The sequence below is a fragment of the Streptomyces cellostaticus genome, assembly GCF_001513965.1.
Taxonomy (GTDB): Bacteria; Actinomycetota; Actinomycetes; order Streptomycetales; family Streptomycetaceae; genus Streptomyces; species Streptomyces cellostaticus.
Genome location: NZ_KQ948021.1, coordinates 179,134 through 194,272 on the forward strand (window position 1 = coordinate 179,134; position 15,139 = coordinate 194,272).

At 72.2% G+C, this 15,139-nt stretch carries 13 protein-coding genes and 1 pseudogene; 6 read left to right on the forward strand and 8 right to left on the reverse strand.

Annotated elements, in window-relative coordinates; translation table 11 throughout:
- Window positions 1-11: 11 nt before the first annotated feature.
- A complete protein-coding gene (locus tag AQI88_RS15785) occupies window positions 12-1,562 on the reverse strand; it encodes an acyl-CoA synthetase (protein ID WP_066998612.1) in 1,551 nt (516 codons plus the stop codon).
- Window positions 1,559-2,671 (reverse strand): NAD(P)H-dependent flavin oxidoreductase, encoded by a 1,113-nt coding sequence (locus AQI88_RS15790; RefSeq protein ID WP_066998615.1) that lies wholly within the window; start codon window positions 2,669-2,671, stop codon window positions 1,559-1,561. The genes AQI88_RS15785 and AQI88_RS15790 overlap by 4 nt, the downstream gene beginning before the upstream one ends.
- Window positions 2,672-2,809: 138 nt before the next feature.
- On the opposite strand from AQI88_RS15790, the gene AQI88_RS15795 reads away from it, so the two are divergent.
- Window positions 2,810-4,582: a serine hydrolase domain-containing protein gene (locus AQI88_RS15795; RefSeq protein ID WP_066998618.1), complete on the forward strand. Its 1,773-nt coding sequence runs from the start codon at window positions 2,810-2,812 to the stop codon at window positions 4,580-4,582.
- Window positions 4,583-4,600: 18 nt separating this feature from the next.
- Here AQI88_RS15795 and AQI88_RS15800 read toward each other — a convergent pair whose 3' ends face one another.
- The 5 genes from AQI88_RS15800 to AQI88_RS15820 all read right to left on the reverse strand — a co-directional run bounded on the left by AQI88_RS15800 (window position 4,601) and on the right by AQI88_RS15820 (window position 11,187).
- A complete protein-coding gene (locus AQI88_RS15800; protein WP_066998621.1) occupies window positions 4,601-6,160 on the reverse strand; it encodes a phytoene desaturase family protein in 1,560 nt (519 codons plus the stop codon).
- A 156-nt stretch (window positions 6,161-6,316) separates the two neighbouring features.
- The gene (locus AQI88_RS15805; protein ID WP_066998623.1) at window positions 6,317-8,542 is read right to left on the reverse strand and encodes a serine/threonine-protein kinase; all 2,226 of its coding nucleotides are present in this window, start codon (window positions 8,540-8,542) and stop codon (window positions 6,317-6,319) included.
- Window positions 8,543-8,698: 156 nt separating this feature from the next.
- A complete protein-coding gene (locus AQI88_RS15810; RefSeq protein WP_066998626.1) occupies window positions 8,699-9,541 on the reverse strand; it encodes an oxygenase MpaB family protein in 843 nt (280 codons plus the stop codon).
- A gap of 9 nt (window positions 9,542-9,550) precedes the next feature.
- Window positions 9,551-10,729 carry an acyl-CoA dehydrogenase family protein gene (locus tag AQI88_RS15815; protein ID WP_066998630.1) on the reverse strand — a complete coding sequence of 393 codons (1,179 nt, stop codon included), beginning with the start codon at window positions 10,727-10,729 and terminating at the stop codon, window positions 9,551-9,553.
- A gap of 83 nt (window positions 10,730-10,812) precedes the next feature.
- A complete protein-coding gene (locus tag AQI88_RS15820) occupies window positions 10,813-11,187 on the reverse strand; it encodes a four-helix bundle copper-binding protein (protein ID WP_066999150.1) in 375 nt (124 codons plus the stop codon).
- Window positions 11,188-11,331: 144 nt separating this feature from the next.
- On the opposite strand from AQI88_RS15820, the gene AQI88_RS15825 reads away from it, so the two are divergent.
- On the forward strand, window positions 11,332-11,697 hold the full coding sequence (locus AQI88_RS15825) for a DUF6479 family protein (protein WP_208615796.1): 366 nt from the start codon (window positions 11,332-11,334) through the stop codon (window positions 11,695-11,697).
- Window positions 11,698-11,788: 91 nt separating this feature from the next.
- On the opposite strand, the gene AQI88_RS15830 is transcribed toward AQI88_RS15825, so the two are convergent.
- Window positions 11,789-12,244, reverse strand: a complete 456-nt coding sequence (locus AQI88_RS15830; protein WP_066998655.1) for an RpiB/LacA/LacB family sugar-phosphate isomerase — start codon at window positions 12,242-12,244, stop codon at window positions 11,789-11,791.
- Between AQI88_RS15830 and AQI88_RS48805 the strand changes: the two genes are divergently transcribed.
- The 4 genes and pseudogenes from AQI88_RS48805 to AQI88_RS15850 all read left to right on the forward strand — a co-directional run bounded on the left by AQI88_RS48805 (window position 12,219) and on the right by AQI88_RS15850 (window position 15,038).
- A complete protein-coding gene (locus AQI88_RS48805; RefSeq protein ID WP_317936684.1) occupies window positions 12,219-12,833 on the forward strand; it encodes a hypothetical protein in 615 nt (204 codons plus the stop codon). The genes AQI88_RS15830 and AQI88_RS48805 overlap by 26 nt on opposite strands.
- Window positions 12,834-12,867: 34 nt before the next feature.
- Window positions 12,868-13,284 (forward strand): enolase C-terminal domain-like protein, encoded by a 417-nt coding sequence (locus AQI88_RS15840; RefSeq protein ID WP_066998661.1) that lies wholly within the window; start codon window positions 12,868-12,870, stop codon window positions 13,282-13,284.
- A gap of 59 nt (window positions 13,285-13,343) precedes the next feature.
- Window positions 13,344-14,368 (forward strand): annotated as a pseudogene (locus AQI88_RS15845) (SDR family oxidoreductase).
- 109 nt (window positions 14,369-14,477) lie between these two features.
- Entirely contained in the window at window positions 14,478-15,038 is a 561-nt protein-coding gene (locus AQI88_RS15850) for a hypothetical protein (protein WP_066998664.1), read from the forward strand.
- The last annotated feature ends 101 nt before the right edge of the window (window positions 15,039-15,139 follow it).

The following is a 15,139-nucleotide window of genomic DNA, read 5'->3' on the forward strand; positions in this document are numbered from 1 at the left end:
CGGCGCCCCCGTCACACGGGGCGCGTCCGTCCCTCCCAGTACGGCTCTCGCAGTCGTCGCTTGTACAGCTTCCCGTTGGGGTCGCGGGGCATGTCGGCGATGAAGTCGATGCTCTTGGGGCGCTTGTAGCCGGCGAGTTGTCCGGAGCAGTGGGCGAGGAGGACGGCGGCCAGGTCCGGTCCGGGTTCGTGGCCCGGGGCCGGTTCCACGACGGCCTTGACCTCCTCGCCCCAGTCGTCGTGCGGGATGCCGAAGGCGGCGGCGTCGGCGACGGCGGGGTGGGCGAGCAGCACGGACTCGATCTCGGCCGGGTAGATGTTGACCCCGCCGGAGATGATCATGTCGATCTTGCGGTCGCGGAGGAAGAGGTAGCCGTCCTCGTCCAGGTAGCCGAGGTCGCCGACGGTGAAGAAGTCGCCGATGCGGTTCTTGCGGGTCTTGGTCTCGTCCTTGTGGTACGAGAACCCGCCGGTGCTCATCTTCATGTAGACGGTGCCCAGGCGGCCGGGCGGGAGCCGGTTGCCGTCGTCGTCGAAGACCGCGAGTTCGCTGATGGGCCAGGCCTTGCCCACCGTGCCGGGCTTCTTCAGCCAGTCCTCGGCGGTGGCGAAGGCTCCGCCGCCCTCGCTGGCCGCGTAGTACTCCTCCACACAGTGCCCCCACCAGTCGATCATGGCTCGCTTCACATGGTCCGGGCAGGGGGCGGCGCCGTGGATGGCGTGCCGCATGGACGAGACGTCGTACCGGTCCCGTACCTCGCCCGGGAGCGCCAGCAGGCGGTGGAACTGGGTCGGGACCATATGGGTGTGGGTGCACCTGTGGGTGTCGATGAGGCGGAGCATCTCCTCGGGTGTCCACTTGTCCATGAGCACCAGGTGGTGGCCGAGGTGCAGGGACGCGCTCGCGAACTGGAGGACGGCCGTGTGGTAGAGCGGCGAGCAGACGAGGTGGACGTTGTCGTCGAAGGGCCGGATGCCGAAGATGACGAGGAAGCCGCCGAGGTAGGCCTCCTCGGGGGGCTTGCCGGGCAGCGGACGGCGGATGCCGCGCGGGCGTCCCGTCGTGCCGGAGGTGTAGTTCATGACCCAGCCGAGCGTGCGTTCGGCGGGCGCCGACTCGGGCTGTCCGTCGAGGAGTTCGGCGTACGGCCGGAAGCCCTCGACCGCGCCTACCGCATAGCGGTGGGCGGGCGGCAGACCGGCCTCGTCGGCGGCCTGGCGGGCCGATGCGGCGAAGCGCTCGTGGGCGATGAGCACCTTGGCGCCGGAGTCAGCGACGATCCAGGCTATCTCGGGCCCGACCAGGTGGTGGTTGACCGGGACGAGGTAGAACCCGGCCTGGGTGGCGGCCAGATGGGCGGTGAAGAACTCGACGCCGTTGGGCAGGACGACGGCGAAGGCGTCGCCGCGCTCGAGGCCCGCCGCGCGCAGCCCGTGAACGAGCCGGTTGGCGGCGGCGTGCAGCCGTCCGGCGGTCCACTGCTCGCCGTCGGGGGCGATCAGGACCGTGCGGTCGGGATCCTGGGCGGCCTGGGCCCAGAAGCCGGCGGGGGGTGTGCTCACGACGGGCCGCTCCTTCCGGCGATGCGGTTGATGCGGTCGACGGCCTGCTCGAAGCCGCGGGTGAGGTCGTCGAAGACGGCCTGGACGCTGCGCTCGCTGGTCATCCGGCCGACGATCTGGCCGACCGGCGTGCCGAGCAGAGACTCGACCTCGTACTTCTGGATGCGGGAGACCGCCTCGGCGACCAGCAGGCCCTGCAACGGCATGGGCAGCGTGCCGGGCCCGGCCGGGTCGTCCCAGGCTTCGGTCCACTCGGTCCGCAGCTGACGTGCGGGCTTGCCGGTCAGGGCGCGGGAGCGGATGGTGTCGCCGGACCCGGCGGCGAGGAGCTTGCGGGTCAGCGCGGGCGAGTGGAGGTCGGCTTCTGTGGTGGTCAGCCATATGGAGCCCAGCCACACACCCTGGGCTCCGAGGGTGAGGGCGGCCGCCACCTGCTGTCCGCTGCCGATGCCTCCGGCGGCCAGCACGGGCAGTGGATCGACCGCCTCGACGACCTCGGGGGTCAGCACCATGGAGGCGATCTCCCCCGTGTGTCCGCCGGCCTCGTAGCCCTGGGCCACGACGATGTCGATGCCCGCCTCCTGGTGCTTGCGGGCGTGCCGGGCGCTGCCCGCGAGCGCGGCGACCAGGACGTTCCGGTCGTGGGCGCGGGCGACGACGTCGGCGGGCGGGGAGCCGAGGGCGTTGGCGAGCAGCCTGATCGGGTAGTCGAAGGCGACGTCGAGCTGGGTGCGGGCGACCTGTTCCATCCACCCGGTGATGCGCCACCCGGAGGCCTCGCCCTCGGCCAGTTCGGGCACCCCGTACGTGGCGAGCGTGTCGCGCACGAACTGCCGGTGCCCCTCGGGGATCATCGCCTCGACCTCCGCCTCGGAGACGCCCGCCACCTTCTTCGCGGGCATCACCACGTCCAGCCCGTAGGGGCGGCCACCGACGTGCGCCTCGATCCAGTCGAGGTCCCGTTTGAGGTCGTCGGGGGCGGTGTAGCGGACCGCGCCGAGCACGCCGAAGCCGCCGGCCCGGCTGATGGCCGCGGCGACGGCGGGGAACGGCGTGAAGCCGAAGACGGCGTGCTCGACTCCCAGTTTCCTGCTCAGCTCCGTCTGCATGGGCGCAGGATGCCGCAGTCGCCCGGACGACGGAAGAGTCTTTCTGATGCTCCGTCAGATTCCGGTCGGATTCATGTTCACTCCGGGGGACCCGCACGCCTCATTGACACATCCCGCACCCGACAGGACAGTTTCACGATGACCGATGAGGTGGCCGTCAGACTCACCCGCCGTCAACTGGGCGCCCTGACCCTGGGCGGTGCCCTCGCCCTCGCCCTCTTACCCGCCGGCCCGGCCGAAGCCGCCGCCGCGCCCGGCGCTCACCACCCCACCCTGCACCACGGCTCCGCGGAACGCGCCGGCCTCGTCCCGGACCACCTGCGCCGGCTCGTCACCGATGCCGAAACGTTCCTCGGCCCCTCCCCCAAGCATCCCTGGTACGCGGGCGCCGTCCTGCTCGCCGGGCGCGGCGGGACCGTGGCCCTGCACCGGCCGATCGGCATGGCGGTGCGCTATGCGGGATACGACGAGAGGACCGACACCGGCATCGAGTTCCCGCTTGATCGGCAGATCCCGATGGCCGAGGACACCGTCTTCGACCTCGCCTCGGTCTCCAAGCTCTTCACCTCGCTGCTCGCCGTGCAGCAGCTGGAACGCGGCACGCTGGAGCTGGAGGCGACCGTCGCCTCGTACCTCCCTGACTTCGGACAGGCCGGCAAGCAGCGGATCACGATCCGTCAGCTCCTCACCCACACCTCGGGGTTCCGCGACTGGATCCCGCTCTACAGTGCGCCGACGTACGAGGAGAAGCTCCGCCTCATCTGGAACGAGGCGCCGCTCAACCCGCCCGGCACGGCCTACCTCTACTCGGACCTCAACCTGATCTCCCTCCAGCTCGTCCTGGAGAAGATCACCGGCCGGCCCCTCGACGCCCTGCTGCACGAGGAGGTCACCGCCCCGCTCGGCCTCACCCGCACCCGCTACAACCCGCCCGCGTCCTGGCAGCCGGAGATCGCCGCCACGGAGGACGCCCGCCCGCCCTGGTCGGGGCTGGACCGCGGGCTCGTGTGGGGCGAGGTGCACGACGAGAACGCCTACAGCCTCGGCGGGGTCGCGGGCCACGCGGGGGTGTTCTCCTGCGCCTGGGACCTCGCGGTCCTCGGCCGCACGCTGCTCAACGGCGGTGCCTACGGCCGTACGCGGATCCTGGAGCAGGAGTCGGTGGACCTGATGTTCACGAACTTCAACACCGCTTTCCCCGGCCACGAGCACGGTCTCGGCTTCGAGCTCTACCAGCACTGGTACATGGGCGCGATGGCCACCCCGCGCACCGCGGGCCACACCGGGTTCACCGGCACCTCGCTGGTGCTCGACCCGACGACCGACTCCTTCCTCGTCGTGCTGGGCAACTCCGTTCATCCGGTGCGCACGTGGCGGTCCGGGTCCGCGCCCCGGGTCGCCGCGGGCACCCACCTGGCCCGCGCCGTACCGGTCCGCCCGGCCCGCGGCCGTACCGCCTGGTTCTCCGGAACCGCCGACGCCACGACCGCGACCCTCACCCTGCCCGCGGTCGACACCTCGCCCGGTACCGCGCGGCTGCGCTGCGCCCTGTGGTGGGACACCGAGCCCTCCTCGGACGTTCTCGTCCTGGAGGCCGCCACGGACGGCGGCACCGCCTGGGAGCCGGTGCCGTTCACCACCGAGCGCCGCGGCGAGGAACCGCAGGAGCACCCCGCGGGTTCGGTGACCGGCTGGTCCGGTCGCGTCTGGCACCAGCTGACCGCCGCGCTGCCGGCCGCCCGGCAGCTCACGGTGCGCTGGCGGTACGCCACCGACGGGCGGTACGTCGGCCGCGGCGCCTACGTCGACGCAGCGCGCATCGAGTCGGACGGCGAAGTCGTCTTCGACGAGGCGCGGCCCGCGGACGCGGCACGGATCGAGGCGGTGGGGTGGACGGCTTCGGCCGACTGATGCCCTCCGCCGAGGCCGCTATGCCTCCAGCACCGCCATGGCCGCGTTGTGCCCCGGCACTCCGCTCACCCCTCCCCCGCGCACCGCGCCCGCGCCGCACAGCAGGACGTTGGCCTGCCGGGTCTCCACGCCCCAGCGCCCCGATTCCTCCTGGGCGTACGGCCAGGACAGGGCGCGGTGGAAGATGTTGCCGCCGGGCAGGCGCAGGTCGTGTTCGAGGTCCAGCGGGGTCTTCGCCTCGATGCAGGGGCGGCCGTCGGCGTCCGTGGCCAGGCAGTCCGTGAGGGGTTCGGCGAGGTGGGCGTCGAGCTGGGCGAGGGTGGACTTCAGCAGTTCCTCGCGTACGGCGTCGTTGTCCCGGGCGAACAGCCGGGCGGGGGTGTGCAGGCCGAAGAGGGTCAGCGTCTGGTAGCCGCGCCCGGCGAGGTCGGGGCCGAGGATGGTGGGGTCGGTCAGGGAGTGGCAGTAGATCTCCGAGGGCGGCGCGGCGGGGAGTTCGCCGGCGGCGGCCTGGGCGTGGGCGATGGCCAACTGGTCGTAGCCCTCGGCGATGTGGAAGGTGCCGGCGAAGGCCTCGCGCGGGTCGACGGAGGCGTCCCGGAGCCTGGGCAGCCGGGTGAGCAGCATGTTGACCTTGAGCTGGGCGCCCTCGGCGGGCTCGGGTGACGGGTCCCCCATGAGGGCAGCCAGCTCCTGCGGGGAGGCGTTCACCAGGACGTGCCGGGCGGCGGCCACTCCCTCGCCGTCGGCCGTGCGGTAGGTGACCTCGGCGGTGTGCCCGTCGGTGGCGATGCGGACCGCCTCGTGTCCGGTCGCGAGGACCGCGCCCGTCGTGCGCGCGGCGGTGGCCAGGGCGTCGGTGAGGGCGCCCATGCCGCCGACGGGCACGTCCCAGGCGCCGGTGCCGCCGCCGATGACGTGGTAGAGGAAGCAGCGGTTCTGGGCCAGGGAGGCGTCGTGGGCGTCGGCGAAGGTGCCGATCAGCGCGTCGGTGAGGACCACGCCCCGGACCAGGTCGTCGGCGAAGTTCTCCTCGACGGCGACGCCGATCGGTTCCTCGAACAGCGCCCGCCAGGCGGTCTCGTCGTCGATGCGGCGGCGCAGCTCGTCGCGGGTGGGCAGGGGTTCGGTGAGGGTCGGGAAGACGCGCTGGGCGACCTGTCCGGTCATACCGTAGAAGCGCTGCCAGGCCTCGTACTCGCGCTCGGAGCCGGTCAGCCGGGCGAAGGCCTCCCGGGTGCGCTGCTCCCCGCCGCCGACGAGGAGCCCGGTGGGCCGTCCGCCGCGCTCCACCGGGGTGTACGAGGAGATGGTGCGCCCGCGGACCTGGAAGTCGAGTCCGAGATCGCGCACGATCTTCGCCGGCAGCAGGCTGACCAGGTAGGAGTAGCGCGAGAGCCGGGCGTCCACCCCGGCGAACGGGCGGGTGGAGACGGCGGCGCCGCCGGTGTGGCCCAGTCGCTCCAGCACCAGTACGGAGCGGCCGGCGCGGGCCAGGTAGGCGGCGGCGACCAGGCCGTTGTGGCCGCCGCCGACGATGACGGCGTCGTACGTCCGGGTTCCCTCGTTGGCAGGCATGGTTCTTCGTAACACGTGATGATCTACGGCGGCCAGAGGCGTGCCGGTGCGCTCCGCTGGCAAGCGCCGTTCGAAAGTGCGAGCCGTATGTGGCTGGTCGCGCCCACGCGGCGGAGCCGCACATGAATACAGCCCCGCGCCCCTTGGGGGCGCGTTTCACAGCCGTCCGTCTGAAGCGTGCTGCTGCCGCAGAACCGCCACTCTTCGATAGAGCTCGACCGCCTCCGCCCCTCGGCCGAGCTGTTCCAGGCAGTGGGCCTCGTCGTTGCGGCTGGCGAGGGTGTCGGGGTGGTCGGGGCCGAGGACGCGCTCACGGGCCGTGGCGACCCGCCGGTACTCGGTGAGCGCGTCCGCCCAGCGGGCCAGCCAGCCCAGGGCAACGGCTACCTCGCGGCGGCTGACCAGCGTGTCCGGGTGCTCGGCACCGAGGACGCGCACACGCTGCGCGCACACGTCGCGGGCCTCGGCGAGGGCCTCCTCCCAGCGGCCGAGACGGCCGAGGTTGACGCCGAGGCCGTGGCGGGCGCGCAGGGTTTCGGGGTGGGCGGCGCCCTGGACGCGGGTGCGGTCCTCGATCAGGTCGCGGTACAGGAGGAGGGCGTCCGCGCTGCGGCCGAGGCGGCCCAGGCTGATACCGGCCTCGTAGCGGGCGGCGAGCGTGTCGGGATGGTCGGGGCCGAGGGTCCGGGCGCGCACCTCGGCGACCTCGCGGTAGGTGTGCAGCGCCTCCTCCCAGCGGCCCAGCTGGCCGAGTGCGTAGGCGACTTCGTAGCGGGTGACGAGGGTGTCGGGGTGCTCGGGGCCGAGCACCCGGGCGCGGGCGGCCGCCACGTCGTGGGCCATGCGGTACGAGTCCTCCAGCCGGCCGAGCCTGCTGAGGTTGAAGGCGAGGTTGTGGCGGCAGCGCAGGGTGTCCGGATGGTCGGGGCCGAGGACGCGCATCCTGGTGGCCAGCACCGAGGTGTAGCCCTGGTGGGCCTCGAAGTGGCGGCCCAACTGCCCCAGTACGTAGGCGGTTTCCTGACGGGCGGCGAGCGTGTCGGGGTGCTCGGGGCCAAGGACGCGCTCACGGGCCGCGGCGACGTCCGTGTAGGCGCTCAGTGCGTCGGCGGCGCGGCCGGTGCGGCTGAGGGTGAAGGCGACCTCGTAGCGGCTGGCGAGGGTGTCGGGGTGGTCGGGGCCGAGCAGTGCCGCCCGTTCGGCGGCGACGGCTTGGTGGACCTCGCCCGCCTGGGCCCAGTGGCCGCGCCGTGCGAGCCCGAGGCCTTCGTGGTGCCGTGCGGTGAGGACGGCGACGGCTGCCGGCGACGGCCGGGACAGGACGGCCACCCCGGCGCCCGCGGCGGCCGGGCGCGCGGTCCAGGCGCCGGTCAGGGCGGCTCCGGCGTCCGGCGGGACAGTGTGCAGTCCGGCACCGGCCGCCTTGTGACCGGTGGTCATGCCCCGGGTCCAGGACGGCAGGTGCCCTTCGCGGGGATCCGCCTCGTCGGGTCGCGGCCGTCCCGTCACGGCCGTCGGCACGGACCCGGAGGCCGTCCGCGCCGCGGCCAGGCGGTGCCCCAGCTCGCCGGCGTCGCAGGGCCGTTCCCCGGGTTGTTTGGCCAGCAGGTCGAGGACGATCCGCTCGAAGCCGACGGGCAGTTCGGGGCGGTGTTCGCACGGCGGGCGGGGCGGGGTGTCGCGGTGGCCGATGAGGATCGCCCAGGCGTCGTCCAGGTCGAACGGCGGTGCCCCGGTGGCGATTTCGTACAGGACGCAGCCCAGCGAGTACAGGTCGCTGCGCTCGTCGACCTCGGTGCCGCCGATCTGCTCCGGGGACATGTAGTGCGGGGTGCCCATCGCGACACCGGTGCCGGTCAGCCGGGCGGTGAAGCCGATGTCGTGGCCGAGGCGGGCGATGCCGAAGTCGCAGATCTTCACGGTGCCGTCGGTCAGCCGCACGATGTTGGCGGGCTTCAGGTCGCGGTGCACTATGCCCTGCCGGTGGGTGTAGGCGAGGGCGGCGGCGACCTGTTCCGCGATGTCGATCACGTCGTCCACGGGCAGTGGATGGCCTTTGTTGTCCTCCAGGAGCCGACTCAGGTCGCGTCCCTCCAGCAGCTCCATGACGAGGTAGAGCACGCCGTCGTACTCGCCGAAGTCGTGGACGACGGTCACTCCGCGGTGCGAGAGGGCGGCGGCCACTCTGGCCTCCCGGCGGAACCGTTCGCGCAGGACGCGGGTGAAGGACGGGTCGTGGTGCGGGGCGAGCGGCTTGAGGCACTTCACCGCGACCTGCCGGCCCAGGGACTCGTCGCGGGCCCGCCACACCTCGCCCATGCCGCCGCGCCCGATCAGATCGAGCAGCCGGTAGCGGCCCTGGATCAGCCTGGTCTCCCCCATCGCGCGCCGTCGCCCCCGTCGCTGTCCGCCCCGCCCCCTGGAGGGCATGGCCACGGCGCCGCGCCCGCGCGGAACGCGGCCCGATCCGTGACACACCCCCCTGCCAGGGCCTGTCCGGCGGATCATGCCGGACAGGCCCTGGTCCAGTATGGCGGCCTATCGCCCCACTTTGTACGGTGCCGGTCGCGCACTCGGGCCGAGCCTCGCCATGGCGCGCAGGATGTGTTTGGGCGGCAGCTGCCAGCGCAGACGTGCGGGAACGCAGCGCAGCAGGGCGCCCGTGGCCCGCAGCCGGCGGGTGACGACCACGGGTGCGGGGGCCGGTCTGCCGTACAGCTCGTGGGCGTACAGGGGCAGGGAGGCGTACGCCAGCTGCGCCACGCGCTGCCACAGCACCTCGCGCGCCGGGACGAGGAGGGGGTGCGTCGGCGGGCGGAGGAGGAAGTCGTCCACCTCGCGTGCCTCGGGTCCCGCCGTCAGTTCCGGCCGCACCTCGGCGAAGTACGCCGCCAGCTGCGCGCGGTCCTCGGGTACGGCGCCCGGGTCGAGGCCGACCAGGCGGGCGCTGACGCGGTGTTCGGCGATGTAGCGGTCGGCCTGGGCGTCGGTGAGCGGGAAGCCGGAGCGGCGCAGGACGTGCAGGTAGGAGTCGATCTCGGCGCAGTGCACCCACAGCAGCAGCGCGGGTTCGTCGATGCCGTAGCGCTCGCCGGTGCCGGGATCGGTGGCCGTCAGCATGCGGTGGATCTTCCGGACCCGGGCGCCCGCCCGCTCGGCCGCCGCCGTGGTGCCGTACGTCGTCGTGCCCACGAAGTTCGCGGTGCGCATCAGCCGGCCCCAGGCGTCGCGGCGGAAGTCGGAGTTCTGCATGACGCCCCGGACCGCGCGGGGGTGCAGCGCCTGGAGGTACAGCGCGCGGACGCCGGCGACCCACATCATCGGGTCGCCGTGCATCTGCCAGGTCACGGACTTCGGGGTGAACAGCCCGGGGTCGCCCATGCCCGCAGGCTAACGCCGTACCCGGGGCATCCCCAGGCCGATCCAGGAGATGATCTCCCGCTGGATCTCGTTGTTGCCGCCGCCGAAGGTGAAGATCACCGCCGAGCGGTAGCCGCGCTCCAGCTCGCCGTGCAGGACGGCGCCCGCCGAGCCCTCCTTGAGCGGACCGGCGGCGGCGACGGCCTCCATGAGCCAGGCGTAGGCGTCCCGGCGGGCCTCGGAGCCGTAGACCTTGACGGCGGAGGCGTCCTGCGGGGTCAGCGTGGCCTCCTGGACGGCCGTCACCATCTGCCAGTTGAGGAGCTTCATCGCATCCAGCCGGGTGTGGGTCCGGGCGAGCAGGCGGCGCACCCAGGGGAGGTCGATCACCCGGCGGCCGTCGGCGAGCTTGGTCTCCATCGCCCAGCGCTGCACGTCGTGCAGGGCGCGGATCGCCATGGTGCCGTGGGCGGCGAGGGTGACCCGCTCGTGGTTGAGCTGGTTGGTGATCAGCCGCCAGCCCTGGTTCTCCTCGCCCACCCGACGGGAGACGGGGACGCGGATGTCCTCGTAGTAGCTGGCCGTGGTGTCGTGCGAGGCGAGCGTGTTGATGAGGGTGCAGGAGTAGCCCGGGTCCGAGGTCGGCACCAGGAGCATGGTGATGCCCTTGTGCGGCGGCGCCGTGGGGTCGGTGCGCACGGCCAGCCACACCCAGTCCGCGGTGTCGCCGTTGGTGGTCCAGATCTTCTGCCCGTTGACGACGTACTCGTCGCCCTCGCGTACGGCCCGGGTCTTCAGCGCGGCGAGATCCGTGCCGGCGTCGGGCTCGCTGTAGCCGATCGCGAAGTCGATCTCGCCGGAGAGGACGCGGGGCAGGAAGTACGCCTTCTGCTCCTCGGTGCCGAACCGCATGAGGGTCGGGCCGACCGTGTTCAGCGCCATCAGGGGCAGCGGTACGCCCGCCTGCGCGGCCTCGTCGAAGAAGATGAACTGCTCCATCGCCGTCATCCCGCGCCCGCCGTACTCCTTCGGCCAGCCCACGCCGAGCCAGCCGTCCGCGCCGAGCTGCCGGATGGTCTCGCGGTAGAACCGCTTCTGCGCGGCGGGTTCGGCGTACCGGGCGTGGGCGCCCGCCGGCACCAGCTCCGCGAAGTAGGTGCGCAGTTCGCTGCGCAGTCGCTGCTGCTCGGGCGTGTGGTCGAGGTGCACGGCGCCTCCAGGGTCCCCAAGGGCGGTCCTGACGGCGCACACCGTAGAACGTGTTCCAGAAATTGGGAATGGCATGCAGCGGCTCAGTCAAGGCTCGCCATGAAGTCCGTGCACGCCCCGGCGCAGACCCGGCACACCCCCGCGGCCGATTCGGCGCCGGACTGCCCGTCGAAGGCGTGCGCGCACTCCAGGCAGACCGAGCGGCACCACTCCAGCTGGACCCTGATCCCCTCCTCGTCCTGACGGTCCTGCACGGACAGCAGGCGGCAGGTCGCCTCACAGACCTCGGCGCACATGATGCCCAGCCGGCGTACCCGGTCCCGGCGCTCGGTGCCGTCCGGGTCCAGGAGGCTCGCCCGCACCGCACACGCCCTGGCGCACTCCGTGCAGGCCTGGGCGCACAGGAAACGGTCCTCCAGGAACCGGTAGAGCTCCTGCTGCGAAGTAGACGGTGTCACGCCGTCCGGGTAGCCGGGCCGGGCCGGCCCAAACGCCCGCAGCGGGCACGGAGACGCCCCGTCGGAGGCCGAGTCGCCATGCGTGGAGATGCGGTCACACAAGGTGTCCGGTTCGTCCCGTTCCGGGCGGGGTATTCCTGTGCTATGAGTACCGCACAGATGCAGCTGGCCGCTGCGAGCGGCTTGATGGGCCTCTTCTTCGTCGTCGTGGCCGCGGGCCTCCTGGCGCTGCTCGCCGGCGGCTTCTGGATGAACTCCCGCATCAAGTACCGCGAGCCCCCTCGGCCGCGCCCCGAGGAACAGCCGCACCTGCCACCGGACGGCGCGGTGCACGAGATCCGGGAGAACAGGGAGCCAGACGAGATCCCGCACATCCCCAAGGGCGGTCGCCCGCTCACCCCGTACGAGCTGACCAACATGCACACCAGGCCGAGCGCCTCGAAGGATCGCCCGCGCTGGAGCAAGGGGTCGAGCGGGTCGTTCGGCGGCGGCGGACTGGGCGCCCACTGATTCCCGACCGGACACCGAACACGACCGGGCCTCGAACAACACAATCGCGCGAACGACCGGCCTTGGCCCGCGCCAGGCTGCCGTACGCCCCCTAGGAGACCTTCCTGGCGGCGTCGAGGCGGCCGACGCGGGCCACGTTCTGCACGTCGTCCGGGTCCCGGCTGGGCTCGGCCGCGAACCACGCGTCGAGGATCTCGGTCAGCACCGACGCGGAGGTGAGCCGCAGGCTGAGGGCCAGGACGTTGGCGTCGTTCCAGCGCCGCGCGCCCTCGGCCGTGACGGCGTCCGTGCACAGCGCCGCACGGACGCCCGGCACTTTGTTCGCCACGATGGAGGCACCGGTGCCGGTCCAGCAGCACACGACCGCCTGGTCGGCCGCGCCCTCGGCGACGTCACGGGCGGCCGCCTCCGAGCAGACCGCCCACTGCGGCTCGGCACCGGGCCGCAGCGCACCGTGCGCACGCACCTCGTGACCGCGATGACGCAGCTCCTCGACGAGGAGGCGGGCCACGGGTTCGTCCATGTCGGAGGAGACGGAGATCTTCATGCGCGGCTGTGTCCTCTCCAGATCAGGGAGCCTGGACGGCCCGGTGACATCCATTGTCGACATCAGTTTCGTCAGCTGTCAGCACGGCCGCACCCTGTCCAGCGGTTGCGATCGACCGCGTGAACGCCATGACGCCGCCTTGGTCATCGCACAGTCCAGCGTGGGCTTGCAGGCCAGGGCGGCCTGGGCATCACGGCAGCCCGGCGCCCTCGATCTTCAGCAGGTCGAGGAGCTGGGGCCGGTGCAGGCCGGCAACGGCTTCGAGCAGGTCGGGATGGCGCAGCAGACTCGCGGCTTCGGTGTCGCGGGCACTGGGGTCGGTCAGGCGTTGGAGGCCGCCGGCTTCGGCGTGGTGCTCAGTTGCGGCCAGGGCCTGGTGGGCGCGTGTGGCCAGGGCCGGGTCGGCCAGGAGGCAGGCGGCCCAGCTGACGACGGTTTCGTCGACCCAGGTCCGCCATGCGGTGTCGTCGGGATGCGGATCGTATCCGGCGCTCCAGTCCAGCCGGTGGGATCCGCTGGGGGCCAGCAGGTGGCTACAGCGCCGGCCAGGCCGTCCGGGTGGCCGCCGCGCTCGCCGACCAGGGCGTGACGTGGTTCGAGGAACCCGTCTCCTCCGACCATCTGTGCACGCTCGCCTCGATGCCTCGATACGCGGTCGGATCACCGCCGACGTCACAGCCGGGGAGTACGGCTACACCCTGCCCTACTTCCAGCACATGCTGGCCGCCGGCGCCGTCGACTGTCTCCAGGCCGACGTCACCGGCTGCGGCGGCATCACCGTACGGCCGCGCGTCGCAGCTCTCGCCCAGGCGCACGGCCTGGGCATCTCCGGACACTGCGCCCCGCACGCCCACGCCGCGGCCTGCGTCCCCAACCTGCGGCACCTGGAGTGGTTCCACGACCACGTCCGCATCGAACGCCTCCTCTTCGACGGCGCCCTCGATCCCAGCGGCGGCGCCATCACCCCGAGCAGCGACGGACCACCGGGACCGGGGCTGAGCCTCGACACCGAGCGCGGGCAGCCCTTCCGGACCCGGTGACAGTGAACGGAGACGCAAGCAGCAACGCCACCAGGTGTGCTGAACCCGAAGGAAGGACCATGCCTCAGACCATCGTCGTCACCGGTGCCAGCGCCGGGATCGGCCGCGCCACGGTTCGGCTCTTCGCCCGGCGTGGTGCCGACATCACCCTCGTCGCCCGCGGCCGCGCAGGGCTGGACGCAGCGGCCCACGAAGTGGAGGAACTCGGCGGACGCCCCCTCGTCCGGGAAGCCGACACCGCCGACCCGCAGCAGGTCGAGGACGTCGCCGCCGCGGCCGAGGAGACCTTCGGGCCCATCGACGTGTGGATCAACTGCGCGTTCACGAGCGTGTTCGCGCCCTTCGACGAGATCACACCCGAGGAATACCGGCGGGTGACCGAGGTGACCTGCCTCGGCTTCGTCAACGGCACCCGGGCGGCTCTGCGGCGCATGCTGCCCCGTGATCGGGGCACGATCGTGCAGGTGGGTTCCGCACTCGGCGAGCGCGCCATCCCCCTGCAATCGGCGTACTGCGGAGCCAAGCACGCCGTCGACGGCTTCACCTCGTCCGTGCGCGTCGAACTGCTGCACCGCCGCAGCAACGTCCACATCACGATCGCCCAGCTGCCTGCGGTCAACACCCCCGCAGTTCTCCTGGGTACGGTCACGCGTGCCCCGGCATCCGCAACCGGTCCCGCCGATCTGCCAGCCCGAGGTCGCCGCCCGCGGCATCCTGCGCGCCGCCGACCACCCGAAACGCAAGCAGTACTCCATCGGAGCCACGACCGTGGCGACCATCTGGGCCAACCGCCTCGCCCCCGCTGTGCTGGACCGGTACCTGGCCCGCACCGGGTTCGACGCGCAGCAGACGGACAGCCCGGCCCCGCAGAGCCTGGACAACCTGTTCTCTCCGGCCGATGCACCACAAGGTGACGACTACGGGAGCACACGGGGTGTTCGCCGATGCGGCCCACGCCCACTCCTGGCAAGCCGCCCTCAGCCGTCATCCGGCGGTGACCGCCGCTGCCGTGGGAGCCGGCTTGGTGGCCGCGGTAGCCGGCGCGCGGCAGAGGATCCACGCCCGAGGGCACGGGGCCTCGTAGGCCCCGCAGTGCACGTGCACATCCGCGTCCCTGTCAAGACGAAATGGGTACGAGCGAGGCGTACGGGAACTCGCAGGGTGTATCCCTACTCCCTGAGGAGCGTGCGCCTATGTCCACGGGAACGCTTCTGGCAATCATCATTGCGATCGTGGTGGTGGTCGCGCTGGCCGCCGTGGCGGTCTCGTTGATGATGCGCCGCCGTCACCTCCGTGAGCGTTTCGGCCCGGAGTACGAGCGGACCGTCGACGGTTCGGACAGCCGGCTCGCCGCCGAGCGTGAGCTCAGGGCTCGCGAGAAGCGGCATGACGAGCTGGAGATCAAACCCCTGTCCCCGGCCTCACGGGGCCGCTACACGCAGAAGTGGAACAGTGTCCAGCAGGAGTTCGTCGACCAGCCGGAGGCCGCCGTGCACGACGCGGACCGATTGGTGGCCTCCCTGATGCACGAGCGTGGGTACCCGACCGAGGGGTTCGAGCAACAGATGAAGGACCTTTCCGTGGAACACGGCCGCACCCTGGAGCACTACCGTGCCGCGCACGAGGTCGAGTCCCTCAGCACCCGCAGCCGGGCGACTACCGAGCAGTTGCGGGGTGCCATGGTGCACTACCGCGCCCTCTTCGACGAATTGCTCTCTGACGGCGGAGGCCGGGCGCGGCACGCGCGCGCCTGACGCCGACCACCCGCATGAAGGAACACACCAGGCACCGGAACGAGGAAGCGCATCGCACGACGGCCCTTTCCACCGAGGACCTGGCCGAACCCGTCGGCACC

Excerpts from the sequence above, each read along its gene's own strand:
- AQI88_RS15805 (WP_066998623.1), bottom strand. The coding sequence starts at position 8,542 with ATGGGGGAGACCAGGCTGATCCAGGGCCGCTACCGGCTGCTCGATCTG.
- AQI88_RS15830 (WP_066998655.1), bottom strand. The coding sequence starts at position 12,244 with ATGAAGATCTCCGTCTCCTCCGACATGGACGAACCCGTGGCCCGCCTC.
- AQI88_RS15790 (WP_066998615.1), bottom strand. The coding sequence starts at position 2,671 with ATGCAGACGGAGCTGAGCAGGAAACTGGGAGTCGAGCACGCCGTCTTC.
- AQI88_RS15795 (WP_066998618.1), top strand. The coding sequence starts at position 2,810 with ATGACCGATGAGGTGGCCGTCAGACTCACCCGCCGTCAACTGGGCGCC.
- AQI88_RS48805 (WP_317936684.1), top strand. The coding sequence starts at position 12,219 with ATGTCGGAGGAGACGGAGATCTTCATGCGCGGCTGTGTCCTCTCCAGA.
- AQI88_RS15850 (WP_066998664.1), top strand. The coding sequence starts at position 14,478 with ATGTCCACGGGAACGCTTCTGGCAATCATCATTGCGATCGTGGTGGTG.
- AQI88_RS15825 (WP_208615796.1), top strand. The coding sequence starts at position 11,332 with ATGAGTACCGCACAGATGCAGCTGGCCGCTGCGAGCGGCTTGATGGGC.
- AQI88_RS15800 (WP_066998621.1), bottom strand. The coding sequence starts at position 6,160 with ATGCCTGCCAACGAGGGAACCCGGACGTACGACGCCGTCATCGTCGGC.
- AQI88_RS15810 (WP_066998626.1), bottom strand. The coding sequence starts at position 9,541 with ATGGGCGACCCCGGGCTGTTCACCCCGAAGTCCGTGACCTGGCAGATG.